The sequence below is a fragment of the Pseudomonas synxantha genome, assembly GCF_900105675.1.
Classification (GTDB): Bacteria; Pseudomonadota; Gammaproteobacteria; order Pseudomonadales; family Pseudomonadaceae; genus Aquipseudomonas; species Aquipseudomonas synxantha.
This window is the reverse complement of record NZ_LT629786.1, coordinates 5,071,150-5,094,607: the sequence shown is the minus strand read 5'-3', so window position 1 is coordinate 5,094,607 and position 23,458 is coordinate 5,071,150. Positions and strand designations below refer to the sequence as shown.

Sequence of the window (23,458 nt, the reverse complement as noted above, 5' to 3'; positions counted from 1 at the left end):
TCAGGACTCTAAACGCAACGCCCGGTCTGGCTTTTGTCAGGCCGGGCGTTTGCCGCTTTCAGACCCCACGGGTTTCACCGTGTGGCAGTAACAGGTAACAAGACATGGCAAAAGAATACAGCCGTACCCAGCGTATCGGCGATCAGATGCAGCGTGAGCTGGCCCAACTGATCCGTCGCGAAGTCAAAGACCCTCGCGTTGGCCTGGTCACCATCACCGCCGTTGAAGTGAGCCGTGACGTAGGTCACGCCAAGATCTTCATCACCGTGATGGGGCAGGACAACAGCGAAGAAATCGCACAAAGCATCAAGGTGCTCAACTCGGCCGCAGGTTTCCTGCGCATGCAGTTGGCCCGTGAAATGAAGCTGCGTAGCGTCCCCCAGTTGCACTTCCACTACGACGAAAGCGTCGTGCGTGGGGCGCACCTGTCGGCATTGATCGAGCGCGCCGTTGCTGAAGACAGCCAGCACCCGTCCACACCTGAAGACGCCAAGGAGTAAGCGGTGGCTCAGGTCAAACGTATCCGTCGCAACGTCAGCGGCATCATTCTGCTCGACAAGCCTATTGGCTTTACCTCCAATGCCGCGCTGCAGAAGGTCCGCTGGTTGCTCAATGCCGAGAAGGCAGGGCACACCGGTAGCCTTGATCCGCTGGCCACCGGCGTGCTGCCGTTGTGCTTTGGCGAGGCCACCAAGTTCTCCCAATACCTGCTCGATTCCGACAAGGGCTATGAAACCCTGATGCAATTGGGCAAGACCACCACCACGGCCGACGCCGAAGGTGATGTTCTGCAGGTTCGCGACGTGACCGTTGGTCGTGCTGATATCGAAGCTGCTTTACCCGCTTTTCGTGGGGAAATCAGTCAGATACCACCGATGTACTCGGCCCTCAAGCGGGATGGACAGCCACTTTACAAGCTGGCGCGTGCGGGCGAAGTAGTGGAGCGTGAACCGCGTTCTGTTACTATTGCGCGCTTGGAATTGCTCGCCTGTGAAGGCGACACTGCCCGTTTGGCCGTTGACTGCAGCAAAGGCACCTATATCCGTACCCTGGTGGAAGATATCGGTGAAAAGCTCGGTTGCGGCGCGTACGTTGCAGAACTGCGACGCACCCAGGCCGGCCCTTTCAGCCTGGCCCAGACGGTGACGCTGGAAGAGTTGGAAGCCGTGCACGCCGAAGGCGGCAACGAAGCGGTTGATCGCTTCCTGATGCCATCGGACAGCGGTTTGCTCGATTGGCCATTGCTGCACTTCTCGGAGCACAGCGCGTTCTACTGGCTCAACGGCCAGCCGGTACGCGCCCCGGATGCCCCGAAGTTCGGCATGGTGCGCGTACAGGATCATAACGGTCGCTTCATCGGTATCGGTGAAGTGAGCGAAGACGGGCGTATCGCGCCGCGTCGACTGATTCGGTCAGAATGACCGAACGAGGGTGGCTGTTAACAGGCATGGTCACTTCTCATTTTTAGATACAGGGATTTGTCCCTGGCCTGTTGAAACTACCCTTGGGTAGTTTCCTGAAAAAAGGATTGCCTCATGGCTCTCGACGTTCAAGAAAAAGCACAAATCGTAGCTGACTATCAGCAGGCTGTTGGTGACACTGGTTCGCCAGAAGTGCAGGTTGCACTGCTGACCCACAACATCAACAAGCTGCAAGGTCACTTCAAGGCCAACGGTAAAGATCACCACTCCCGTCGTGGTCTGATCCGCATGGTAAACCAGCGCCGTAAGCTGCTGGACTACCTGAAAGGCAAGGATCTGGGTCGTTATCAGGCTCTGATCGGTCGCCTGGGTCTGCGTCGCTAATCAGCGATTGCGCTAGAGGTTGGTTGTCTGCCGTGTGTCAGTGGGATTCTCGCTGGCCCATGGTAGGCTCCCAGCCTCAAGTTTTATCTGGATACACGTTTTACCCCCTGGACAAGGGTTGGGCCGATTCCCGACATTGCCCAAGAATTTCGCAAGAAGACAAGTTCCCCCAAGAGCCACAAAGAAGGTAGGACACCGTGAACCCGGTTATCAAAAAATTCCAGTTCGGTCAGTCGACCGTTACCCTCGAGACAGGCCGTATCGCCCGTCAAGCCTCCGGCGCAGTGCTGGTTACCGTTGACGACGACGTTACCGTACTGGTGACCGTTGTTGGCGCCAAGACCGCTGACCCGAGCAAAGGCTTCTTCCCTCTGTCCGTTCACTACCAGGAAAAGACTTACGCTGCCGGTAAGATCCCTGGCGGTTTCTTCAAGCGCGAAGGCCGTCCTTCCGAGAAAGAAACCCTGACTTCCCGACTGATCGATCGCCCGATCCGTCCGCTGTTCCCAGAAGGCTTCATGAACGAAGTGCAGGTCGTCTGCACCGTGGTTTCCACCAGCAAGAAAACCGATCCGGACATCGCTGCGATGATCGGTACCTCGGCTGCCCTGGCCATCTCGGGCATTCCTTTCGATGGCCCGATCGGCGCGGCGCGCGTTGCTTTCCACGAAAGCACCGGCTACCTGCTGAACCCGACTTACGAGCAACTGAAGGCGTCGAGCCTGGACATGGTCGTTGCCGGTACCTCGGAAGCCGTACTGATGGTTGAATCGGAAGCCAAAGAGCTGACCGAAGACCAGATGCTGGGCGCTGTACTGTTTGCCCACGACGAATTCCAGGCTGTTATCAAGGCTGTCACCGAACTGGCTGCCGAAGCTGCCAAGCCGACCTGGACCTGGGCTGCTGCCCCGGAAGCCACCGAGCTGCTGGGCGCGATCCGCTCCGAGTTCGGCGCTGCCATCTCCGACGCCTACACCATCACTGTCAAGGCCGACCGTTACGCTCGCCTGGGCGAGCTGAAGGATCAGGTTGTAGCCAAGCTGTCCGGTGAAGAAGGCCAGCCTTCCGCCAGCGACGTCAAAGCTGCATTCGGTGAAATCGAATATCGCACCGTTCGCGAAAACATCGTTAACGGCAAGCCGCGTATCGACGGTCGCGACACTCGCACCGTGCGTCCGCTGAACATCGAAGTCGGCGTTCTGCCGAAGACTCACGGTTCGGCGCTGTTCACCCGTGGCGAAACCCAGGCCCTGGTGGTTGCGACTCTGGGTACTGCCCGTGACGCACAGCTGCTGGACACCCTGGAAGGCGAGAAAAAAGACCCGTTCATGCTGCACTACAACTTCCCACCGTTCTCGGTAGGCGAGTGTGGTCGCATGGGTGGTGCTGGTCGTCGCGAAATCGGTCACGGCCGTCTGGCCCGCCGTTCGGTCCAGGCCATGCTGCCGGCCGCCGACGTGTTCCCGTACACCATCCGTGTGGTATCGGAAATCACCGAGTCCAACGGTTCCAGCTCCATGGCTTCGGTCTGCGGTGCTTCCCTGGCGCTGATGGACGCGGGTGTGCCGATGAAGGCACCGGTTGCCGGTATCGCCATGGGCCTGGTCAAAGAAGGCGAGAAGTTCGCCATCCTGACCGACATCCTGGGTGACGAAGACCACTTGGGCGACATGGACTTCAAAGTAGCCGGTACCGCTAAAGGTGTTACCGCGCTGCAGATGGACATCAAGATCAAGGGCATCACCGAAGAGATCATGGAAATCGCCCTGGGCCAAGCCCTGGAAGCGCGCCTGAACATCCTCGGCCAGATGAACCAGATCATTGGTCAGTCCCGTACCGAACTGTCGGAAAATGCTCCGACCATGATCGCGATGAAAATCGATACCGACAAAATCCGTGATGTTATCGGTAAAGGCGGCGCGACCATTCGTGCGATCTGTGAAGAGACCAAGGCTTCGATCGACATCGAAGACGACGGCTCGATCAAGATCTTCGGCGAAACCAAGGAAGCGGCTGAAGCTGCACGCCAGCGCGTCCTGGGCATCACCGCTGAGGCCGAGATCGGCAAGATCTACGTCGGCAAGGTTGAGCGCATCGTCGACTTCGGCGCATTCGTCAACATCCTGCCGGGCAAGGATGGTCTGGTTCACATCTCCATGTTGAGCGACGCTCGCGTTGAGAAAGTGACCGACATTCTGAAAGAAGGCCAGGAAGTCGAAGTGCTGGTACTGGACGTGGACAACCGCGGCCGTATCAAGCTGTCCATCAAGGACGTAGCAGCAGCCAAGGCTTCGGGCGTTTAATCACTCGTAGTTCAGGCTGGAAAAGGGACTCTTCGGAGTCCTTTTTTTATGGGTGCTGGAAAATTAAGCAAAATCAGCCATTTAGCCAACCGCCAAAAACCGCAACTTGCATGCAGGTGTGGCGGGTTTCATGCAAGTTGCACGATTTCGAAAATTGGGTGTTTTTTTAACTCGTTGATTTATAAGAGTTTATGCCGCGTTTTTGACTTGGCACGCCGTCTGCACTATCCCTGTTAACGCTGCAGCATCAAGGTTTACACACTGCAGACTTTTAATAAAACAGGAGTTACTCGTATGAAGAAGTTCGCTCTCGCTACTGCTACCGCTCTGACCCTGGCCATGGGTGCTAGCGTGGCCTTTGCTCAGACTTCCCAAGCCCCTATGACTCTGGCGGCTGGTGAAATGACCAAGGCCAAAGAGTCCACCTCGGATACCTGGATCACCACTAAAGTAAAAGCTGATCTGCTGACTGAAAAAGGCATTCCTGGTTCGGACATCAAGGTAGAAACCAACAAAGGCGTGGTTTCCCTTTCTTCCGACGTAGCTATCTCCGACTCGCAGAAAGCGACCGCTGTAGCCATTACCAAGAAAATCAAAGGCGTAACTGCTGTTTCTGCTGACGGCCTGCTGGCTGGCGGCGCTACCAAAGCTGACGGTATTGATAAAACCAAAGGTGCTGCTGCTGATGCCAAAGGCGCGACCAGCGACACTTGGATCACTACTAAAGTGAAGGCTGACCTGGTGACCGAGAAAGGTATTCCTGGTACTGATATCAAGGTAGAGACCAATAAAGGTGTGGTTTCCCTGTCGTCCGCGACTGCTGTAACTGCATCGCAGAAAGAAACCGCAGTGGCAATTGCCAAGAAAATCAAAGGCGTTAAAGCTGTATCGGCCGATGGCCTGAAAGCAGAGTAACGCGCTCTTTTCGTCTGAACTAGACGGCGGCGGCTTAGGGTGAGTTAGATATCCACCCGATGCACCTCTGGAGTTCATGCGACCGACCACACGGATGTGGTCATTACAGGCCCCGGCACTTGTGTCGGGGCCTGTTCTATTTCTGGGGCGCAATGACTTGCGGCCAGGCACGGAATAAAAGCGTGGGAGGGGCGGTGCGACGATTCAACTTGCTCCCGATAGCGGTGTGACAGTCAATATGTAATTGACTGAGGTACCGCTATCGGGGGCAAGTCGAATCGTCGCACCGCCCCTCCCACATTCAGTTTTATGCCAAGTTTTTCGTTACTCAGCATCCAGATGCATTGGGGTGATGACACGACCATCTTTCTCGGCTTGCCCCAGCTGCGCATCAATAAAGTACACCCGGTCGTCTTCCAGCTGTCCCTTGTCCACCAGGTAATCCTTGATCGTGCTGGCGCGGTCCTGGCCCAGTTTGCGTAACAGCACATCATTGGCGCTCCAGAATTTGATCACGCCGTCCTTGAGCTTCGCCGTGCGCTCATCGCTGCCCAGGTCTTTCCATTCGGCCGGTGGCTGCTGTTTCAAGCGGGTGCGGTAGATGCCTTCCAGCAAAGGTGCCTTTTCCTTCTCTGGTACCTCCAGCAATGAGGCCTGGGCCGGGACTTTGTCGCCACGGCGCTGGAGGATCTTGTAGTAGTTGTATTGGTATTCACGCTCCAGCCGTTGTGCGGCCAGGAACGGCCCGTCGCTGCTTGCGGCAGCCGTACCTTCGATTTCCAGGCGCAGGGTAGGGCGCTCTTTCAACGCCTTGGCCAGGGTGTTCAAAGCGCCTTCGGCATCTTTGTTCAGCTCACTGGAGCCGGCGGCGAACGACACATTACCCAGGTCTTCCGAGCCGCCACCGGTCACCAGCCCACCGATAAACTTGAACGGCGCTGTTGCTGCCCGTACTACGAGGTTACGCAGGGTCTGCCACACAATCGGCATCACGCTGAATTGCGGGTTGTTCAGGTCGCCACTCACCGGCAGTTCGATGGAAATCTTGCCATCGGAGTCCTTGAGCAGGGCAACCGCCAGGCGAATCGGCAAGTCCACCGCGTCGGAGCTGTCAACTTTTTCACCCAGTTGCAGTTGCTCGACCACCACTTTGTTTTCAGCCTTCAACTGGCCCTTGATGATCACGTAGTGCAAGTCGAGATTCAAACGGCCCTTGCGGATACGGAAACCTGCGAACTTGCCTGAGTAAGGCGTCAGGTTAGTCAACTCGACACGCTTGAAGCTGGTAGCGATATCCAGCGACGCCATCGGATCAAACGGGTTCACGCTGCCTTTGATGGTCACCGGCGCGTAGCGGTCCACCTTACCCTTGATGTCGACGCTGGCCGGCTTGGCCTGGCGGCTGTCGATGGTGCCAATCTGGCCGTTGAGCTGTTGGATCGCGGTGGCGAAGTTGGGGGTGAGGCTGAAGTCGGCAAAGTTGGCAGAACCATCGTTGATCGCGATCTGGCCGATATGAATGCCCAGTGGCTTCTCGTTGCTGGCTGCGGGTTTGGCGGCCGACTTATTGCCACTGTCTGCCGGTTGTGGGACCAGCAAGTCATCGATGTTGGTGGTGCGATCGTCGTTGATCATGAAGCGCGCATACGGTTGCAGCAGGTTGACCTTGTCGATCGACAGGCTTTGGCCGTGCTGGTAGTTCACGCCCTCCAGCACCAGGCGCTGCCACTTGAGGAAGTCGCGGGTCTTGAGGGTGTCCAGGGTATGCAACTGATCAACCTGGGCGCGGCCGGTGACTTGGAGGGCCAGGGGCTCGGTGCTTTTGAGGTTCACATCCAGGTTGCTGCCCAGCATGCCGCTGCGCAGTTCCAGGCGAATAAACGGGCTGATATAAGACTGGGCAACCCGCAGATCGATGTCCTGGGTGGTCACTTTCAGCTTGGCGCTGACGGGGTTGAGGTTAACCTCACCAGTAGCCTGGATCTTGCCTTGCTTGCCCAGGCCGGTGTCGACTTTCAGGCTGAAAGGGCTCTGGTTGAGGCTGTCGAAGTTCTGTACGTCGACATTCAATGGGCCCAGCTCCAGCGCGACCGCAGGCTGGGCCTGGCGGTCGGCCAGGTGCACCTGGTAGTTACGCAGTTGCACATCCTTGAGCAGCACTTGCCAGGGTTTATTCGCGGCTGCCGGTGGTGCCTGAGGGGCATCGGCAGTGGCCGGCGCAGTGGCTGGTTCCGGTGTCGTGGCTGGTTTGCTCGGCTGGCTGGCGAACAGTTTCTGCCAATCCAACTGCCCATCGGCTTCACGGGCCGCCCAGGTTTCCAGCTTGTTGCTGCGAATCTTGCCGACAACCACCTGCTGCTTGGCCAGGTCTACCGTGGTTTCGCTGACGTCCAGGCGCTCCAGGCGGGCCAATGGCCGGCCATCCGGCGCTTTGATCGCGAAGGGCGCGATGCTGGCGGCGGTGTTGGTCAGGTTCAGTTCGGTTTCTCTGGCCAGGCTGAATTTATAGTCGGTGCTGAAGTTGAGCACACCGTCTTCCAGCACCAAGGGCAAGGCGTCACGTACATAGGGCCACCAAGCTTTCATCTTGCCGTCGGTGACTTTCAAGGTGCCTTCGGATGTGATCGGCACCAGGCTGAAATTACCTTTCCAGTCGATCTGCCCACCATCAGGGCCCGCGGCGACCAGGGTCATGTCGGCGTTGTCTTCGGGCAAGGTGCTGAGGTTTTTCAGCTCGAAGTCGAGTTTGTCGTAGAGAAATTCGATGGGTTCGCTGGGGCGCAGGTCCTGGAAGTGCAGATTGCCGCCCGCCAGCTTGATGTTGTCGATACGCAGTGGGAACGGCTTGGCATCGGGATCGGCCGGGGTCGGCTCGCTCGGTGGCAGCTTGAACAACTGCGCCAGGTTAAGTTGGCCGGATTTGTCGAACAGCAGTTCGGTCTTGGGCTGGTCCAGTTGCACATCGGCCAGGTGCAGGGCGCGGGTCCAGAGACTGTCCACTTGCAGGTTGGCGTAGAAGCGCTCGAAACCCACTTGTTCTTTGCCCGGCTCACCGATCTTCAGGCCCCACAGTGTCAGTTCGAGGCTGAACGGGTTGAGCTCGATGCGCTCGATTCGCGCCGGCACCGTGGCGTAGTTGGCCAACTGTTGGTTGGCAATGCGAAGGGCGATGCCCGGTAAGATCAGAAAGCCCAGCAAGCTGTACAAAGCAAGGGCGGTCAACAAGGCGCCTGCGGCGCGAATCAATCCTTTGGGCATGGGTGACGCCATCTATGTCAAACGAGAGTGCCTTGGAGTATGGCACGGGAATTCGGTTCCGAAGAACCGTGGGCGCTGGGAAACTTCCTACAAATGCAGGATCAAGGTCTTCAATGGCGGTTGCTGATCTCTGGATGGAAAGTCGGCTCCGGGTGTCATGATTTGCCAGTCACGCACAGGGCGGCCGGCTTTTTCTGCGCAACGCAGCACCTGCTCGCGCCAGTCATCCATGCTGACCTTCGCCAGGTTGTTGCAGCAAATCAGCACGCCATTGTCGGCGGTGGCCAGCAGTGCGGGCTTGAGCAGGCTCTGATAGTCGCGCAGCAAGTCGACGGTGCCGAAGGCGCTCTTGGCCCAGGCGGGAGGGTCGAGGAGTACCAGGTCATATTGGCGCTGTTCCAGGCGTGGATAACTCGGCAATTTCTGGCCGCGACGCTGGGTGATCGGCAGGCCCGCCAGTTGGCGAATCGCCGGGAAGTAATCAGACTGCACAAAATCCATTGCTGGCAACTGCGGGTTGAGCAGGCCGTTTTCACGCCCAACCGCCAGGTTGCCTTCGGCAAAGTCCAGGTTGCATACCTCGCGTGCCCCGCCTGCCGCCGCGCTTAAGCCTACGCCACAGGTGTAGGCGAACAGGTTCAGCACGCTTTTACCGGCACTGTGGTCCTTGACCCAGCCACGGGTATTGCGCAGGTCGAGGAACAGCAGGGGGTCTTGTCCGGCATGACGCCCACGCACACGGTAGTTGAGGCCCCATTCGTGGCCTACCAGGTCTTCCAGTGCCGCGGGCGCTGCGCGGTACACCGTGTCTTCGCGGTCGATGCGCGAGTTACCGCGGGCGCGGTCGTTGTATACCAGCAGCAATTCCAGGCCCATGTGCTGGTTGATCATCTGGTGCAGGTCCAGCAGGTCTGCGCTTTCCAGGGACTGGTGGAAGCTCTGCACCAGCAATTGCGGACCGTAGCGATCGATGGTCAGGCCACCGGCACCTTCCTGACTGCCGTGGAACAACCGATAGCAGTCCGTACCCTGGGCGTGCAGTTGGTTGATCAGGTCTTGGCGATAATCGAGGGCGGCGCGCAGCGCCTGATTCAAGGGAGTCATGGAGCGCGCCTTGCTTGCGGTAAATGAGGGCATTGTGGGCGCGGAGTTTAACAGCTATGGGCCGCTACCTACATCAGCCCCATCCGCCGATGGGCGCGCTGCACCGAACCGTTGCGCATCGCCCAGCGCAGCAGTGGCGCACTGTGCTTGACCCCGGCGCGGATCATCTGGCGTTGCAGCGGGCTCTGCTGTTGGTCGAGCATCGCGCTTGCCCAGTCGGGCAGCAGGTCGATTCCGGCCTGCATCATCAGGCTGCCGAAGGGTTTGGCCAAGGTGCTCGGGGCAGGCGCCTCGAGCAGTAGGCGCAGCACCTCACGGCTGCGCTCGTCGCACAGCAGTTGTGGGCGGATACGCACCAGATAATCCGAAATTTCCTGGCGTGAACGTGGCACATGCCGCGCGCCCAGGCGTTCAGCGACCAGGGCAATTTCGCTGTAGTAGCGATCCTGGTCGCGACCCGAAAGCCGTGGGTTGCGATAACGCAGGTGAGCGGCCAGAAAGTTGCTCACCTCGGCCACATGCACCCAGGTCAGCAGCTCGGGATCGCTGGCCGCATAAGGTCGCCCATCCGGCGCGTGGCCGACCACCTGCAGGTGAATGGTGCGCACTTTTTCGATCAGCCACTCTGCATCCTTGCGTGAGCCGAAGGTGGTGCCGGAAATGAACTGCGAGGTTCGTCGCAAGCGCCCGAGCATGTCCTGGCGGAAGTTCGAATGGTCCCATACGCCGGCCAGGGCCAGTGGGTGCAAGGCTTGCAGCATCAAGGCACTGATGCCGCCGATCAGCATGCTGCTGAAGTCGCCATGCACTTGCCAACTGACCGAGTCGGGCCCGAACAGTCCCGGATCGCCCTTGGGGTTCTCCAGGTCTAGTTGGCCCAGTGACAAACCCGTCAGGCTCATCAACTGGGTTTCGATACGGCTGCGGATAAATTCCATGGCGACTCGGGGGTTCCTATCGGTTCAGGCGCTTGTCGATCAAACCGTCTACGACGCTCGGGTCGGCCAGGGTCGAGGTATCTCCCAAGCTGTCCAGTTCGTTGCAGGCGATCTTGCGCAAGATGCGCCGCATGATCTTGCCGGAGCGGGTTTTCGGCAGGGCAGGCGCCCATTGGATCAGTTCTGGCTTGGCAAAGCTGCCGATTTCCTTGCTGACCAGGTCCAGCAGGTGTTTTCTCAACGCATCGCTGGGCTCGACACCGTTCATTGGGGTCACAAAGGCATAGATGCCCTGGCCTTTGACGTCGTGGGGGTAGCCGACCACAGCGGCTTCGGCGATTTGGTCATGCAGCACCAAGGCGCTCTCCACCTCGGCAGTGCCGATGCGATGGCCCGATACGTTGATCACATCGTCGATTCGCCCTGTGATCCAGTAGTCACCGTCTTCATCGCGTCGCGCGCCGTCGCCGGTGAAGTAGTAGCCGGGATAGGGTTTGAAGTAGGTGTCGATCATGCGTTGCGGGTCGCCATAGACGCTGCGAATCTGCCCAGGCCAACTGGCCTTGATCGCCAGCACGCCGCTGCCGGCGCCGCTGATTTCCTTGCCCTGCTCATCCAGCAGCACCGGCTGTACGCCGAACATTGGCTGGGTGGCGCATCCAGGCTTGATGCGCTGGGCGCTGACCAGCGGGCTGAGCATGATGCCGCCGGTTTCGGTCTGCCACCAGGTATCGACAATCGGGCAGCGTTGTTCGCCGACCGCGTTGAAATACCAGTCCCAGGCCTCCGGGTTGATGGGCTCACCGACGCTGCCGAGCAGGCGCAGGCTGGCGCGGGAGCTACTCTCCAACGGACCGTGGCCTTCACGCATCAGGGCGCGCAACGCGGTGGGCGCGGTATAGAAAATATTCACTTGGTGCTTGTCGATCACCTGCCAGAACCGCGAGCTGTCCGGGTAACTTGGCACGCCTTCGAACATCAGCGAGGTCGCGCCATTGGCCAGCGGGCCATAGACAATGTAGCTGTGGCCGGTGACCCAGCCGACATCGGCGGTGCACCAGAACACTTCGCCCTCTTGGTAATCGAGCACATACTTGAAGGTCATCGCTGCTTGCAGCAGGTAGCCGCCGGTGGTGTGCAGTACACCCTTGGGTTTGCCGGTGCTACCGGAGGTATAGAGGATGAACAGTGGATCTTCGGCATCCATCGGCTCGGGCGGGCAGTTGTCGCTGGCGGCTTCCAGGGCGGCCTGATACTTGAGGTCGCGGCCATCGTTCCAGTTCACGCTGGCCCCGGTGCGCTCCACCACCACTACAGTACTGACATCCGGACAACTGGCCAGGGCTTTATCGACGTTCTGCTTCAACGCCACGGGCTTGCCCCCGCGTACGCCTTCGTCGGCGGTAATCACCGTACGGCAATCGGCGTCGAGAATACGGTCACGCAGGGCGTCAGGTGAAAAACCGCCAAACACCACCGAGTGCACCGCGCCAATTCGCGTACAGGCCAGCATGGCGTAGGCCGCTTCCGGAATCATTGGCATGTAGATGCACACGCGGTCGCCTTTTTTCACGCCACGGCTTTTCAACACATTGGCCAGGCGACTAACGTTTTGATGAAGCTGGCGGTAGGTGATTTTGCAGGACTCTGTCGGATCGTCGCCTTCCCAGATAAAGGCCGGCTGATCGGCGCGCTTTGCCAGGTGACGGTCGATGCAGTTGTAGCTGACATTCAGTTGGCCGCCGGCAAACCATTGGGCGGCGCCGGTCTTGATGTCTGACTGCTGGACGCTGTGCCATGGAGTCATCCAGTCGAGAAAGCCCTTGGCCTGTTCGGCCCAGAAGGTGTCCGGCTGTTCGATGGATTGGCGATAGAGGCGCTGGTAGTCCTCTTGACTGAGTTGCGCAGCCCGGCGGACGGCATCGGCGGCGGGGAACGTGCTGATATCGAACATGAGCGATCCTTATTCTTGTTTTTGCGACAAGTAATAAAGATGCACCCTGTGGCAGGTGGGTTCAAGGCCAACGTCCAAACGCACGTTGGCCTTGAGACAAGCTTCAGCCGCGGTGGCGACCGCGGAAGTAGTTGATCAGGCCCTGGGTCGAGGCATCATCTGCCAAGGTTTCTTCGGCGCCGGTCAGACGGTTGTACACGCCCTTGCCCAGCTCCTTGCCAAGTTCCACGCCCCATTGGTCGAAGGCGTTGATGCCCCAGATGACGCTTTGCACGAACACCTTGTGCTCATACATCGCCACCAGCGCGCCGAGGCGACGAGGGCTGATGCGTTCGACCACGATGGTGTTACTCGGACGGTTGCCCGGGATCACCTTGTGCGGTGCCAGCTTCTGCACCTCGGCTTCCGGCAGGCCCTTCTCACGCAGCTCGGCTTCGGCTTCGCTGCGGGTCTTGCCGAGCATCAGCGCCTGGCTCTGGGACAGGCAGTTGGCGTATAGCCACTGATGGTGGTCGGATACCGGGTTGAAGCTGACGATCGGCACGATGAAGTCGGCCGGGATCAGTTGGGTCCCCTGGTGCAGCAACTGGTGGTAAGCGTGTTGCCCGTTGCAGCCTACGCCGCCCCAGATCACCGGACCGGTATCGGTGGACACCGGCGTGCCATCCTGGCGCACGCTCTTGCCATTGGATTCCATGTCCAGCTGTTGCAAATGCTTGGTGATGTTACGCAGGTAATGGTCGTACGGCAGGATCGCATGGCTCTGCGCCCCCCAGAAGTTGCCGTACCACACGCCGAGCAAGCCCAGTAGTACCGGCATGTTGTCTTCGAACGGAGCGTTCTGGAAATGCTGGTCCATGGTGTAGGCACCGGACAGCAGTTCCTTGAAGTTGGACATGCCGATGGCCAGGGCAATTGGCAAGCCGATGGCGGACCACAGCGAGTAACGCCCGCCGACCCAGTCCCACATCGGGAAGATGTTTTCTTCGCGAATCCCGAAGGCCACGGCCGCGGCGTTGTTGCTGGAAACGGCGATGAAGTGGCGATACAGCTCGGCCTCCGAGCCGCCTTGGGCCAGGTACCAGGCACGAGCAGCCTGGGCGTTCTTCAGGGTTTCGAGGGTGTTGAAGGATTTCGACGAGACGATGAACAGCGTGGTCTCGGCGCGCAGCTTCATGGTCAGCTCGTGGAACTCGCTGCCATCGATGTTCGCCAGGTAGTGGCAGCGCACGCCTTTATGGGCGTAGGACAGCAGGGCTTCGGAGACCAGCTCCGGGCCGAGGAACGAGCCACCGATACCGATATTCACCACGTCGGTGATCGGCTTCTCGGTGTAGCCACGCCACAACCCGTCGTGGATGCGGCCGACCAGGTCGGTGATCTGGTTCAGCACCTTGTGCACGTCCGGCATGATGTTCACACCGTTGACCGACAGCTTGTCGCCCACCGGGCGGCGCAGGGCAGTGTGCAGGGCAGGGCGGCCTTCGGAGGAGTTGACCGGCTCGCCGGCGTACAACGCATCGATCGCGCCTTTGAGGTTCACTTCCTTGGCCAGGCCCACCAGCAGGTCGCGGGTTTCGCTGGTGATCAGGTTTTTCGAGTAATCGAGGAAAAGTCCGCAGCTGCTCAGGGTGAACTGGGAAAAACGCTGGGGATCGGCATTGAACGCGTCGCGCATGCTGAAATCCTGCATGGCTTGGCGATGTTGGGTAAGCGCTTGCCAGGCGGGCAGCGCGGTAACGTCATGAGGGGTGCGGTAGTACGCCATCGCTGCGGGTTTCCTTTTTATTACAGGGACTGCCTTTAGGACACTTCAAAACCCGGAACATCCAGTCTTATATCAAGGATTGGGTTCCAGACAGCGCTAACCGTAGCGCAGGGCGATTACATTAAACCTAGCGTGTCGATATGTCTTGGCTTTGTCTGCGCTGTGGCCGGTACTTTTTTATACCGGCACGGCGGTGGGGGCAACAGGTTGTGGATTAAAGAGGGTCAGGCGAGATTCAGGTGCAGGTTATCAATCAGGCGTGTCGTGCCTAAATAAGCAGCGACCAGGATCACCACATCACGGTCTTGCGCCGTGGCCGGACGCAGGTGCACACCTTGGCGTACTTCCAGATAATCCATGCGCAACCCGGCTTTCTCAATGTGCTGGATCTGTTCGGCGCGCAGCTTGGCGAAATCACGCTCTCCGCTTTTGATGGCCGTGGCTATCTGGTTGAGGGCGCGATACAGCACCGGCGCGACGGCGCGTTGCTCCTCGGTGAGGTAACCATTGCGCGATGACAGCGCCAGGCCATCCTCTGCGCGTACGGTGGGTTCGCCGATGATCTGGATCGGCATGTTCAGGTCATGGACCATGGCGCGGATCACCGCCAGTTGCTGGTAATCCTTCTGACCAAATACGGCGATGTCCGGCTGGACCATGTTGAACAGCTTGCTGACCACCGTGGCCACGCCTTCGAAATGCCCTGGGCGGCTGGCACCACACAAGCCTTCGGACAGCTGTGGAACGCTGACGCGGGTCTGGCCGGTCATGCCACCTGGGTACATTTCCTCGACGGTAGGCGCGAACAGCAGGTTGCAGCCGGCTTGCAGGAGTTTTTCCTGATCGGCGGCCAGCGTGCGCGGGTATTTGTCCAGGTCTTCGCCGGCACCGAATTGCAGCGGGTTGACGAAAATGCTCGCCACCACGAAATCCGCTTGCTGCGCGGCCTTGGTCACCAGGGTTGCGTGGCCGCTGTGCAGATTGCCCATGGTGGGCACGAAGCCGATGCGCTTGCCGGCGCTGCGGGCGTGGGTAACCGCGGCGCGCAGTTCACGCAGGGTTTTAACGGTGTTCATGCCGAGAACCCGTGTTCGATGCCCGGGAAGGTGACGGCTTTGACCTCGCCTACGTAAGCGCTCAGCGCAGCGTGGATGCTGGTCTGGCCGGCCATGAAGTTCTTCACGAACTTCGGTACGTGACCGGTCATCGACAGGCCGAGCATGTCGTGCAGTACCAGCACCTGGCCATCGGTGGCGGAACCGGCGCCGATGCCGATCACCGGCACTTTGACGGCCTGGGTGATTTCTGCGGCCAGTTCGCTGGGCACGCACTCCAGCACAATCATCGCGGCACCGGCTTGTTCCAGGGCGATTGCGTCGGCGCGCATCTGGCGCGCCTGGGCTTCATTGCGGCCTTGTACCTTGTAGCCGCCGAGGATGTTCACTGACTGTGGTGTCAGGCCCATGTGCGCGCATACCGGTACACCGCGTTCAGCCAGCAGCCGGATCGACTCGGCCAGCCACACGGCGCCTTCGACCTTAATCATGTGGGCGCCGGCTTGCATCAGCTTGCCGGCGTTCTGGAAGGTTTGCTCCAGCGTGGCGTACCCCATGAACGGCAGGTCGGCGATGATCAAGGCGCCGTCGTTGCCACGCTTGACGCTGGCGGTATGGTAGGCAAGTTCATCCGTGGTCACGGGCAGGGTGCTGTCATTCCCTTGAAGAACCATGCCCAGGGAATCGCCTACCAACAATACTTCAACCCCGGCCTGGCAACAGGCGTTGGCAAAGGTGGCGTCATAGCAAGTCAGCATGGTGATTTTTTCACCCTTGAGCTTGAGGCTCTGCAAGGTGGTCAGGGTAATGTCTGGCATGAAAAGGGTCCTCGTTCAGGCGCTTGGAAACAGCGAGTAACGCGCGTGAGTCTTCGTTTATACAGGCGCACTGTCTTGAAAGCAGTGCTTATAAGGCCTGAATTGCGCCCTGTAGCGCCGGGTTGGCGGCAGCGGGACGCCTATAGTCGTGAGGAGGACACGGGAAGTCAATTGGATGTGTTACCGCATTGTTACGATGGCGGTGTTACCGCTGTTACTGACGCGATTCAGCAACTTGAGCGCAGTATCGCGGCACAGGCGATCAAGTGTGGGAGCTGGCTTGCCAGCGACGGCATCCACATTGGTGTGGCTGATACACCGAGTCGCTTGTATCGCAGGCAAGCCAGCTCCCACATTGACCGAGTCATTCTTGCGGTAAGCGTTCCAGGCCGACGAATGGGCAGGCGGTGAGCAGGTCGCTCAAGTGGCGACCGTCAGGCAGTTGCAGGGTGACGGGAGCCAACTCCGCCAGCGGATACAACACAAACGCCCGCACGTGCATCTGGTAGTGCGGCACCTTCAGGCGCGGCTCATCGATCAAGTGATCGCCAAACAGCAGGATATCCAGGTCCAGCGTGCGTGGGCCCCAACGCTCATGGCGCTCGCGGCCCTGATCCTTCTCGATGGTTTGCAGTGCATCGAGCAGGTCCAACGGGGCCATGTTGCTGTCCAGGGCCGCCACCGCGTTGGTGAAGCGCGGTTGGCCTGGAAGCAGGGAGTCGCTTTGATAGAACGCGGAGACACCGGCGAGGGTGGTGCCTGGCAGTTGCGCCAGGGCTGTGATCGCGCGGCGCAATTGCTGGTCCGGGGCAGCAAGGTTGCTGCCCATGCCGATGTAGATACGCTCCACGCTTATTCCCCTGCGGCGCCCGAGGCGTCGGCGGCGCTGCGTTTACGCTTGCTACCGCTGCGGCGCCGCTTTTTCGGTCCTTCACCGGTACTATCGCCTTTACTACCCAGCTCGCGAATCATTTCGCGGCGCTGGCTGTCATTGGCGTCCTGATAGTCGGTCCACCATTCGCCCAGGCCATCGGTCTGCTCGCCGGCGCTTTCGCGCAGCAGCAGGAAGTCGTAGCCAGCACGGAAGCGCGGGTTGTCCAGCAGCAGGTCGGCACGTTTGCCGCTGCGGCGCGGCAGGCGCTCCTGCATGTCCCAGATCTCGCGGATCGGCATGGTGAAGCGTTTTGGGATGGCGATGCGTTGGCACTGTTCGGAAATCAGCTCGTGTGCCGCTTCTTGCATGGCCGGGATCGGCGGCATGCCACGGTCCTGCAGGCGCAGCACTCGCTTGGGCAGGGCTGGCCACAATAGGGCGGCAAACAGGAACGCTGGGGTCACCGGTTTGTTCTGCTTGATGCGCAGGTCAGTGTTGACCAACGCTTCGCTGATCAGCGTGTGGGTGTACGTTGGGTTGTATTCCAAGGCCTCGGCGCTGGCCGGGAACAATGGATCGAACAACTGCAGGTCGACAAGCATTTCGAAGGTGTCGGCGGCATAGCCCGAGAGAAACAGCTTGAGCACTTCTTCGAACAGGCGCGCCGAGGGAATTTCCCGCAGCATTGGCGCCAGCTCGCGAATCGGCGCAGCGGTGTGCTTCTCGATACCAAAGTTGAGCTTGGCCGCGAAGCGCACGGCACGCAGCATGCGCACCGGGTCTTCCTGGTAGCGCTGCGTCGGGTCCCCGATCAGGCGGATCAAGTTATTGCGAATGTCGTGTACGCCATTGGCGTAATCGAGGATGCGCTCGCTGACCGGGTCGTAATACAAGGCATTGATGGTGAAGTCGCGACGTTGCGCGTCTTCCTCCAGGGTGCCGTAGACATTGTCGCGCAGGATGCGCCCGCTTTCGTTGCGGGAAGACTGATTGGTGTCTTCCTCTTCGTCGTTTTGCGGGTGGCCGGCGCGGAAGGTGGCGACCTCGATGATTTCGCGTCCAAAGTGGATATGCACCAACTTGAAGCGCCGGCCGATGATGCGTGCATTACGAAACTCGGCACGTACCTGTTCAGGCGTGGCGCTGGTGGCGACGTCGAAATCCTTGGGCGTGATATTGAGCAGCATGTCGCGTACGCAACCACCCACCAGGTAAGCCTGGTAGCCGGCGTTCTGCAAACGTTCGACGATGTTCACCGCATAACGGCTGAATTGAGCCCGTTGCAGTGAATGCTGGCTGCTATTGAGCACTTCAGGCGTGCTGCGTTTGTGTTGCGTTCGACGCAAGGGAGAACGGAATGACTGGAACAACTTCTTCAGCATGGGATGCACTGTTTGAAGGAATGTTCGGCCATAACGAAGAATGACCGCATGATGGGCCGGGATTCTAGCATTTAGTCGGGGGATGGTGTAGGAACAAGCTACAGGCATTGCGCCATAAGCTTCAGAACGTCAAATGCCGGAAACTACAAGGGGAGCCGAAGCTCCCCCAGAAGTAGTTGCGTGCTCTATTTTTATTATTGGTTTCGGGCTTCTTGTTTTTGTTGATCGCCCTCGCCATGAAGCTTCACCTTCATGACACTCCCAATTGGGAGTCAAGAGCAAACGGATTGCTTTGGTCGCTGTGTTGCTGATCTACGATCCAACCAGTACAGGCTCTGCCTTAGGGCAGTTTTTGTTGTTCTCGGCCTGGTTGCGGGGCAAGCCCCAAATGCAACGCCTCTCCAAAAGAATCAGTTAGCTGCGCCTCCGCCGTGTTGTTTTTGTTATGCGTGAGTCGATTCGTCTTATTTTTATTGTCTTGTACAAAGCTTGTTATTGTTTTTGTACTAAGCATATAGCAGGGTGCGTGCCAACTTTTGTGCCGGCCAGCAAAACCGGGGGGTTGAGGTGGTTTAGTGTTTTCGGGGCCAAAAAAAAGCCGGGGCTTCGTTACCGTAAGCCCCGGCTTCTGTTACGTGAAAAGTCAGCGGTAACAGTTTTTTCACATCAGCAGGTGTTACCTGGTGGGGCGCCCCCTCAGCTTTCGCTGGCGACTCCCGTCTTGCGCCGTGGAATGCCCAGGCGCTGGCGCCGCTCCCACAGGCATTTGCGGCTCACCCCCAGCTTGCGTGCCAGCTCGGTCTCGGTCATATGGTCCTGATGCTCGAGGACGAAATGCTGGAAGTAGTCTTCCAGTGACAAATCTTCCGTCGGTTCATGGCTGGTATTGCTACCGCCGCCCTGCTGCGGGGCCAGGCCGATGAAATCGTCGTCGTCCAGGTCACTGAGCTCGATATCGATACCCAGCAACTCGGCGGAAATCTCCGGGCTCTCCGACAGAATCACCGCGCGTTCGACAGCGTTCTCCAGTTCCCGCACGTTACCCGGCCACGAGTAATGCCGGATCGCCTGCTCGGCGTCTGCGGCAAACTTCAGGTCGGTACGGTTGATGCGCGCACTCTGGCGCAACAGGAACGCACTGGCGATCTCGTTGACGTCGGCGCCGCGCTCGCGCAGGGCCGGCAGCTTGAGGGCGATCACGTGGAGGCGGTAATACAAGTCTTCACGGAACTGGCCGATCTTGGCCAGGCTCTTGAGGTCACGGTGTGTCGCAGCAATCAGTCGCACATCGACCTTTTGCGATTGCACCGAACCTACGCGTCGAATCTCGCCTTCCTGCAGCACCCGCAGCAAGCGGGCCTGGGCTTCCAGGGGCAACTCGCCTATCTCATCGAGGAACAAGGTGCCGCCGTCTGCGGCTTCCACCAACCCCGCGCGCCCGGCGCTGGCGCCAGTGAACGCGCCTTTTTCGTGGCCGAACAATTCGGACTCGATCAGGGATTCGGGGATCGCCGCGCAGTTCACCGAGATCATCGGTGCCTTGGCACGCTTGGACAGGTTGTGCAGGGCGCGGGCTACCAGTTCCTTACCGGTCCCCGACTCGCCCTGGATCAATACATTGGAGTCGGTCGGCGCTACTTTGCGGATCTTGCTGTACAGATCCTGCATCGGTGGGCAGGAGCCGATGATGCCGATCTCGCCGTTGCTGTTGTCGACGCCTGGCTTGTCGGCGCCGTTGGTCGTTTTACCGGCTGGGCGCTGTTCGGCAGGCGCGCTGCTGGCCGATTGACGGTCACGCAGGATGCGGGCCACGGCCTGGAGCATTTCATCGTGGTCGAAAGGCTTGGCAATGTAGTCCACCGCGCCCATCTTCATCGAGTCCACCGCCGAGCGCAGGCTGGCGTAGCTGGTCATGATCAGCACCGGGGTGCCTTGGCCCAGCTTGATCAGCTCGGTGCCCGGGGCTCCGGGCAGGCGCAGGTCGCTGACAATCAGGTCGAACGTGGGAATGCTGAATCGCTCTTGGGCTTCCTGCACCGAGCCGGCTTCGCTGACCTGATACTGATTACGTTCAAGCAGGCGGCGCAAGGCAGAGCGGATAATGGTTTCGTCTTCGACGATCAAAATGTGCGGCATTGATTCAATTCTCTCGACGGTCTCAGTTCACAGCGGACGTCGCTTCGACATGACGCGGCAAGGTCACCCTGATACGGGTGCCGCGTTGGCTTTCTGTGTCAGCCGGGCTGTCGATGGTGATTTGTCCATAATGCTCTTCAACGATGGAATAGACCAGTGCAAGGCCCAGACCGGTACCTTCACCGGGGTCCTTGGTGGTGAAGAAAGGTTCGAACAATCGGTCCATGATGTTCTGTGGAATGCCGCTGCCTTCGTCTTCCACGATCAGGTCGATCGTATGCTCGAAAGCCTCGCTCTTGACGCGTACCGCGCTGCCGGCCGGCGACGCGTCGCGTGCATTGGACAGCAGGTTGATCAGCACTTGGGCCAGGCGTTGTGAGTCGCCATCGACCCAATGTTCCGGATCACACAGATTGAAGAACTGTACTTCGAAATTGCGTCGGTTCAAGGCCAGCAGCCCAATGGCATCCTGCGCCACTTCGGCCAGGCACACCGCTTCATCCTGATTCCGATGCGCGCCGGAGTGGGCGAAGCTCATCAGTGACTGCACGATGCGTGAGACGCGCTTGGTCTGCTCGAGGATTTGTCCGCTGATTTCGGTGATTTCACCGTCTTCTTCACGCTCTTCCCGCAGGTTCTGCGCAAGGCAGGCGATACCGGTGATCGGGTTGCCGATTTCGTGGGCCACGCCCGCCGCCAGGCGGCCAATGCTGGCCAGGCGCTCGGAATGCACCAGCTTGTCTTCGAGCATTTGTGTGTCGGTCAGGTCTTCCACCAGCAATACCAGGCCGCTGTTACCAGGCGCAAGGGGCTCATCGATGGCAGCCTTGTGCAGGTTGAGCCAACGGGTCTGACCGTCGAGGGCCAGGTGTTGTTTATGCAGGTGCTCATCGGGCAGGTTGATAAAGCCCAGGAGCAGTTCTTTCCAGGGATCGCCCAGGGTATTAAGCCGCGAACCCACCACTCGTTGCGCGGCGATGCCGGTGAGTTCTTCCATAGCCTTGTTCCACATCAGGATCTCCTGGTCCTTGGCCAGGGAGCAGACGCCCATTGGCAGTTCCTGCAGGGTCTGGCGGTGGTAGCGGCGCAGGGCGTCGAGCTCGGCGGCCAGGCCGGTGAGGCGCGAATGGTAATCCTCCAGCCGGCTTTCGATGAAATGGATGTCTTCGGTGACGTAGTTTTCGCCGCCAGCCTTGTAGGGCAGGAATGTTTCGACCATGTCCTGGGACACGCTGGGGCCCATCAGGCCGGAGAGGTTGGCCTCGATACGGTCGCGCAGACGGCGCAGGGCGTAGGGGCGGCGCTCGTCAAACGGCAGGTAGAGGTCACGCAGTGCCTGCTCGACTTCCTTTTGCGCCGCCTTCGCGCCCAGGGGCTTGGCCAGCTGCGTGGCGAACTCCTGGGGCGAGGCAGCATGCAGCTCGCGGCGTTGCGGGCGGCGTACGTTGTCCACCGCGCAGGCTTCGGCGGCGCTGGTTTCTTCGGGGCTGGCGTTGGTGAACAGTGAGATCAGGGTAAACATCAGTACGTTGGCAGCCAGCGAGGCAATGGCCGCCATGTGCCAGCTGGTGTCGTCGAGCACGTAGATCATGTTCAGCAACGGGATGTAGAAACCCTGCAAATTGCCGACCAGCGGTAGCAGCATGGTGACAACCCACACCAGGATTCCCGCCAGTAGCCCGGCAATAAAGCCACGGCGATTGGCGGTTGGCCAGTACAGCACCGACAATACGCCCGGCAGGAACTGCAAGGTGGCGACAAACGCGACGATGCCGAGGTTGGCCAAGTCTTGCCCGGCGCCAAGCAGCAGGTAGAACCCGTAGCCAGCCATGATGATCGCGATGATCAGCGCACGGCGGGTCCATTTCAACCAGCGGTAGATATTGCCTTCGGCCGGCGGCTGGTACAGCGGCAGCACCAGATGGTTGAGCGCCATGCCCGAGAGCGCCAGCGTAGTGACAATGATCAACCCGCTGGCCGCCGACAAACCGCCGACATACGCCAGCAGCGCCAGGGCCGGGCTGTTGGCGGCAATGCCGATGCCCAGGGTGAAGTACTCAGGATTAGTGGTGGCCCCCAGTTTCAGGCCGGCCCACAGGATCAGCGGCACCGCCAGGCTCATCAGCAGCAGGAACAGCGGTAATCCCCAGCTGGCGCTGACCAGCGAACGGGGGTTGAGGTTTTCGGTGAAGGTCATGTGATACATGTGCGGCATTACGATCGCCGAGGCGAAGAACACCAGCAGCAGTGTACGCCAGGGGCCTTCCTGCAAGGGAGTATGCAAGGCGGCGAGGGCGGTCTGGTTTTGCAGCAGCCAGAGTTCCAGCTGTTGCGGGCCGTCGAACACACCGTAAAGCGCATAAAGGCCGACGCCGCCGATGGCGATCAGCTTGATGACCGACTCAAAGGCAATCGCAAACACCAGGCCTTCGTGCTTCTCACGGGTGGCGATATGACGCGAGCCGAAGAAAATCGTAAACAGGCTGATCAGCGCGCAGAAAGCCAGGGCAACAAGGTGTTGTACCGGCTCGCGGGTCAGGATGCTGATGGAGTCGGCTACCGCCTGGATTTGCAAGGCCAGTAATGGCAGCACGCCGATCAGCATGAAAATCGTGGTCAGCGCGCCGGCCCAGGTGCTGCGAAAGCGAAAGGCGAAGAGGTCCGCCAAGGACGACAACTGGTAGGTACGGGTGATTTTCAGGATCGGGTAGAGCAGCACCGGCGCCAGCAGGAAGGCGCCGGACACCCCCAGGTAGCTGGAGAGAAAGCCGTAGCCGTACTGATAGGCCAGGCCTACCGTGCCATAGAACGCCCAGGCACTGGCGTACACGCCCAGGGACAAGGTGTAGGTCAGCGGATGGCGAATGATCGCCCGCGGAATCATCCCGCGCTCACTGATCCAGGCCACGCCGAACAACGCAGCCAGGTAGGCGGCGCTGATCAGCAGCATCTGGGTGAGGCTAAAGCTCATCGGCATCTTTTTGGCTCTGCAGGATGAAAGTCACGACGATCAGGATCAGCCACAGCAGATAGGGGCGGTACCAGGCGCCCGTGGCGTCGATCCACCAATCCATGATGGCGGGGGAAAACAGGTAGATCCCGACGACCAGCAGCAGGACCAATCGATAGATGTACATGTTGGCCTCTG

General features: G+C 59.6%; 17 protein-coding genes. 5 read left to right on the top strand and 12 right to left on the bottom strand.

Features of this window, described 5'->3' with window-relative positions:
- The first annotated feature begins 104 nt into the window (after window positions 1-104).
- The 5 genes from rbfA to BLU48_RS23570 all read left to right on the top strand — a co-directional run bounded on the left by rbfA (window position 105) and on the right by BLU48_RS23570 (window position 5,023).
- On the top strand, window positions 105-500 hold the full coding sequence (rbfA, locus tag BLU48_RS23590; RefSeq protein WP_003176137.1) for a 30S ribosome-binding factor RbfA: 396 nt from the start codon (window positions 105-107) through the stop codon (window positions 498-500).
- 3 nt (window positions 501-503) lie between these two features.
- A complete protein-coding gene (gene truB, locus BLU48_RS23585) occupies window positions 504-1,421 on the top strand; it encodes a tRNA pseudouridine(55) synthase TruB (protein WP_034117853.1) in 918 nt (305 codons plus the stop codon).
- Window positions 1,422-1,535: 114 nt separating this feature from the next.
- The gene (gene rpsO, locus BLU48_RS23580) at window positions 1,536-1,805 is read left to right on the top strand and encodes a 30S ribosomal protein S15 (protein ID WP_003176135.1); all 270 of its coding nucleotides are present in this window, start codon (window positions 1,536-1,538) and stop codon (window positions 1,803-1,805) included.
- Between the two features lie 197 nt (window positions 1,806-2,002).
- Window positions 2,003-4,108: a polyribonucleotide nucleotidyltransferase gene (gene pnp / locus BLU48_RS23575; RefSeq protein WP_017528788.1), complete on the top strand. Its 2,106-nt coding sequence runs from the start codon at window positions 2,003-2,005 to the stop codon at window positions 4,106-4,108.
- 294 nt (window positions 4,109-4,402) lie between these two features.
- Window positions 4,403-5,023: a BON domain-containing protein gene (locus BLU48_RS23570; protein ID WP_043051762.1), complete on the top strand. Its 621-nt coding sequence runs from the start codon at window positions 4,403-4,405 to the stop codon at window positions 5,021-5,023.
- A 324-nt stretch (window positions 5,024-5,347) separates the two neighbouring features.
- Here BLU48_RS23570 and BLU48_RS23565 read toward each other — a convergent pair whose 3' ends face one another.
- From BLU48_RS23565 to BLU48_RS31865, 12 genes are all read right to left on the bottom strand, one after another.
- On the bottom strand, window positions 5,348-8,281 hold the full coding sequence (locus BLU48_RS23565) for a DUF748 domain-containing protein (RefSeq protein WP_057025021.1): 2,934 nt from the start codon (window positions 8,279-8,281) through the stop codon (window positions 5,348-5,350).
- Window positions 8,282-8,368: 87 nt separating this feature from the next.
- On the bottom strand, window positions 8,369-9,385 hold the full coding sequence (locus BLU48_RS23560) for a class I SAM-dependent rRNA methyltransferase (RefSeq protein WP_057025020.1): 1,017 nt from the start codon (window positions 9,383-9,385) through the stop codon (window positions 8,369-8,371).
- 68 nt (window positions 9,386-9,453) lie between these two features.
- Complete coding sequence (locus BLU48_RS23555; RefSeq protein WP_057025019.1) at window positions 9,454-10,323, bottom strand: oxygenase MpaB family protein; 870 nt, start codon at window positions 10,321-10,323, stop codon at window positions 9,454-9,456.
- Window positions 10,324-10,339: 16 nt separating this feature from the next.
- Window positions 10,340-12,277, bottom strand: a complete 1,938-nt coding sequence (acs, locus tag BLU48_RS23550) for an acetate--CoA ligase (protein WP_057025018.1) — start codon at window positions 12,275-12,277, stop codon at window positions 10,340-10,342.
- 103 nt (window positions 12,278-12,380) lie between these two features.
- Window positions 12,381-14,045 (bottom strand): glucose-6-phosphate isomerase, encoded by a 1,665-nt coding sequence (gene pgi, locus BLU48_RS23545; protein WP_057012759.1) that lies wholly within the window; start codon window positions 14,043-14,045, stop codon window positions 12,381-12,383.
- Window positions 14,046-14,269: 224 nt separating this feature from the next.
- Window positions 14,270-15,121: a pantoate--beta-alanine ligase gene (panC, locus tag BLU48_RS23540; RefSeq protein ID WP_057025017.1), complete on the bottom strand. Its 852-nt coding sequence runs from the start codon at window positions 15,119-15,121 to the stop codon at window positions 14,270-14,272.
- Window positions 15,118-15,918, bottom strand: a complete 801-nt coding sequence (gene panB, locus BLU48_RS23535) for a 3-methyl-2-oxobutanoate hydroxymethyltransferase (RefSeq protein ID WP_057025016.1) — start codon at window positions 15,916-15,918, stop codon at window positions 15,118-15,120. Before panB ends, panC begins: the two co-directional genes overlap by 4 nt.
- Before the next feature lie 364 nt (window positions 15,919-16,282).
- On the bottom strand, window positions 16,283-16,768 hold the full coding sequence (gene folK, locus BLU48_RS23530) for a 2-amino-4-hydroxy-6-hydroxymethyldihydropteridine diphosphokinase (protein ID WP_057025015.1): 486 nt from the start codon (window positions 16,766-16,768) through the stop codon (window positions 16,283-16,285).
- Between the two features lie 2 nt (window positions 16,769-16,770).
- The gene (locus BLU48_RS23525; protein WP_057025014.1) at window positions 16,771-18,174 is read right to left on the bottom strand and encodes a polynucleotide adenylyltransferase PcnB; all 1,404 of its coding nucleotides are present in this window, start codon (window positions 18,172-18,174) and stop codon (window positions 16,771-16,773) included.
- A 696-nt stretch (window positions 18,175-18,870) separates the two neighbouring features.
- Window positions 18,871-20,310 carry a sigma-54-dependent transcriptional regulator gene (locus tag BLU48_RS23520; protein ID WP_057025013.1) on the bottom strand — a complete coding sequence of 480 codons (1,440 nt, stop codon included), beginning with the start codon at window positions 20,308-20,310 and terminating at the stop codon, window positions 18,871-18,873.
- Window positions 20,311-20,332: 22 nt separating this feature from the next.
- A complete protein-coding gene (locus BLU48_RS23515; RefSeq protein WP_164484458.1) occupies window positions 20,333-23,287 on the bottom strand; it encodes a sensor histidine kinase in 2,955 nt (984 codons plus the stop codon).
- On the bottom strand, window positions 23,271-23,447 hold the full coding sequence (locus tag BLU48_RS31865) for a hypothetical protein (RefSeq protein ID WP_003176118.1): 177 nt from the start codon (window positions 23,445-23,447) through the stop codon (window positions 23,271-23,273). The genes BLU48_RS23515 and BLU48_RS31865 overlap by 17 nt, the downstream gene beginning before the upstream one ends.
- Between the last annotated feature and the right edge of the window lie 11 nt (window positions 23,448-23,458).

What these genes read in the sequence shown, in the direction of transcription:
- BLU48_RS23565 (WP_057025021.1), bottom strand. Translation starts at nt 8,281, where the DNA reads ATGCCCAAAGGATTGATTCGCGCCGCAGGCGCCTTGTTGACCGCCCTT.
- BLU48_RS23555 (WP_057025019.1), bottom strand. Translation starts at nt 10,323, where the DNA reads ATGGAATTTATCCGCAGCCGTATCGAAACCCAGTTGATGAGCCTGACG.
- BLU48_RS23525 (WP_057025014.1), bottom strand. Translation starts at nt 18,174, where the DNA reads ATGCTGAAGAAGTTGTTCCAGTCATTCCGTTCTCCCTTGCGTCGAACG.
- acs (WP_057025018.1), bottom strand. Translation starts at nt 12,277, where the DNA reads ATGTTCGATATCAGCACGTTCCCCGCCGCCGATGCCGTCCGCCGGGCT.
- rpsO (WP_003176135.1), top strand. Translation starts at nt 1,536, where the DNA reads ATGGCTCTCGACGTTCAAGAAAAAGCACAAATCGTAGCTGACTATCAG.
- BLU48_RS23570 (WP_043051762.1), top strand. Translation starts at nt 4,403, where the DNA reads ATGAAGAAGTTCGCTCTCGCTACTGCTACCGCTCTGACCCTGGCCATG.
- panB (WP_057025016.1), bottom strand. Translation starts at nt 15,918, where the DNA reads ATGCCAGACATTACCCTGACCACCTTGCAGAGCCTCAAGCTCAAGGGT.
- BLU48_RS23560 (WP_057025020.1), bottom strand. Translation starts at nt 9,385, where the DNA reads ATGACTCCCTTGAATCAGGCGCTGCGCGCCGCCCTCGATTATCGCCAA.
- BLU48_RS31865 (WP_003176118.1), bottom strand. Translation starts at nt 23,447, where the DNA reads ATGTACATCTATCGATTGGTCCTGCTGCTGGTCGTCGGGATCTACCTG.
- rbfA (WP_003176137.1), top strand. Translation starts at nt 105, where the DNA reads ATGGCAAAAGAATACAGCCGTACCCAGCGTATCGGCGATCAGATGCAG.
- panC (WP_057025017.1), bottom strand. Translation starts at nt 15,121, where the DNA reads ATGAACACCGTTAAAACCCTGCGTGAACTGCGCGCCGCGGTTACCCAC.
- BLU48_RS23520 (WP_057025013.1), bottom strand. Translation starts at nt 20,310, where the DNA reads ATGCCGCACATTTTGATCGTCGAAGACGAAACCATTATCCGCTCTGCC.
- pgi (WP_057012759.1), bottom strand. Translation starts at nt 14,045, where the DNA reads ATGGCGTACTACCGCACCCCTCATGACGTTACCGCGCTGCCCGCCTGG.
- BLU48_RS23515 (WP_164484458.1), bottom strand. Translation starts at nt 23,287, where the DNA reads ATGCCGATGAGCTTTAGCCTCACCCAGATGCTGCTGATCAGCGCCGCC.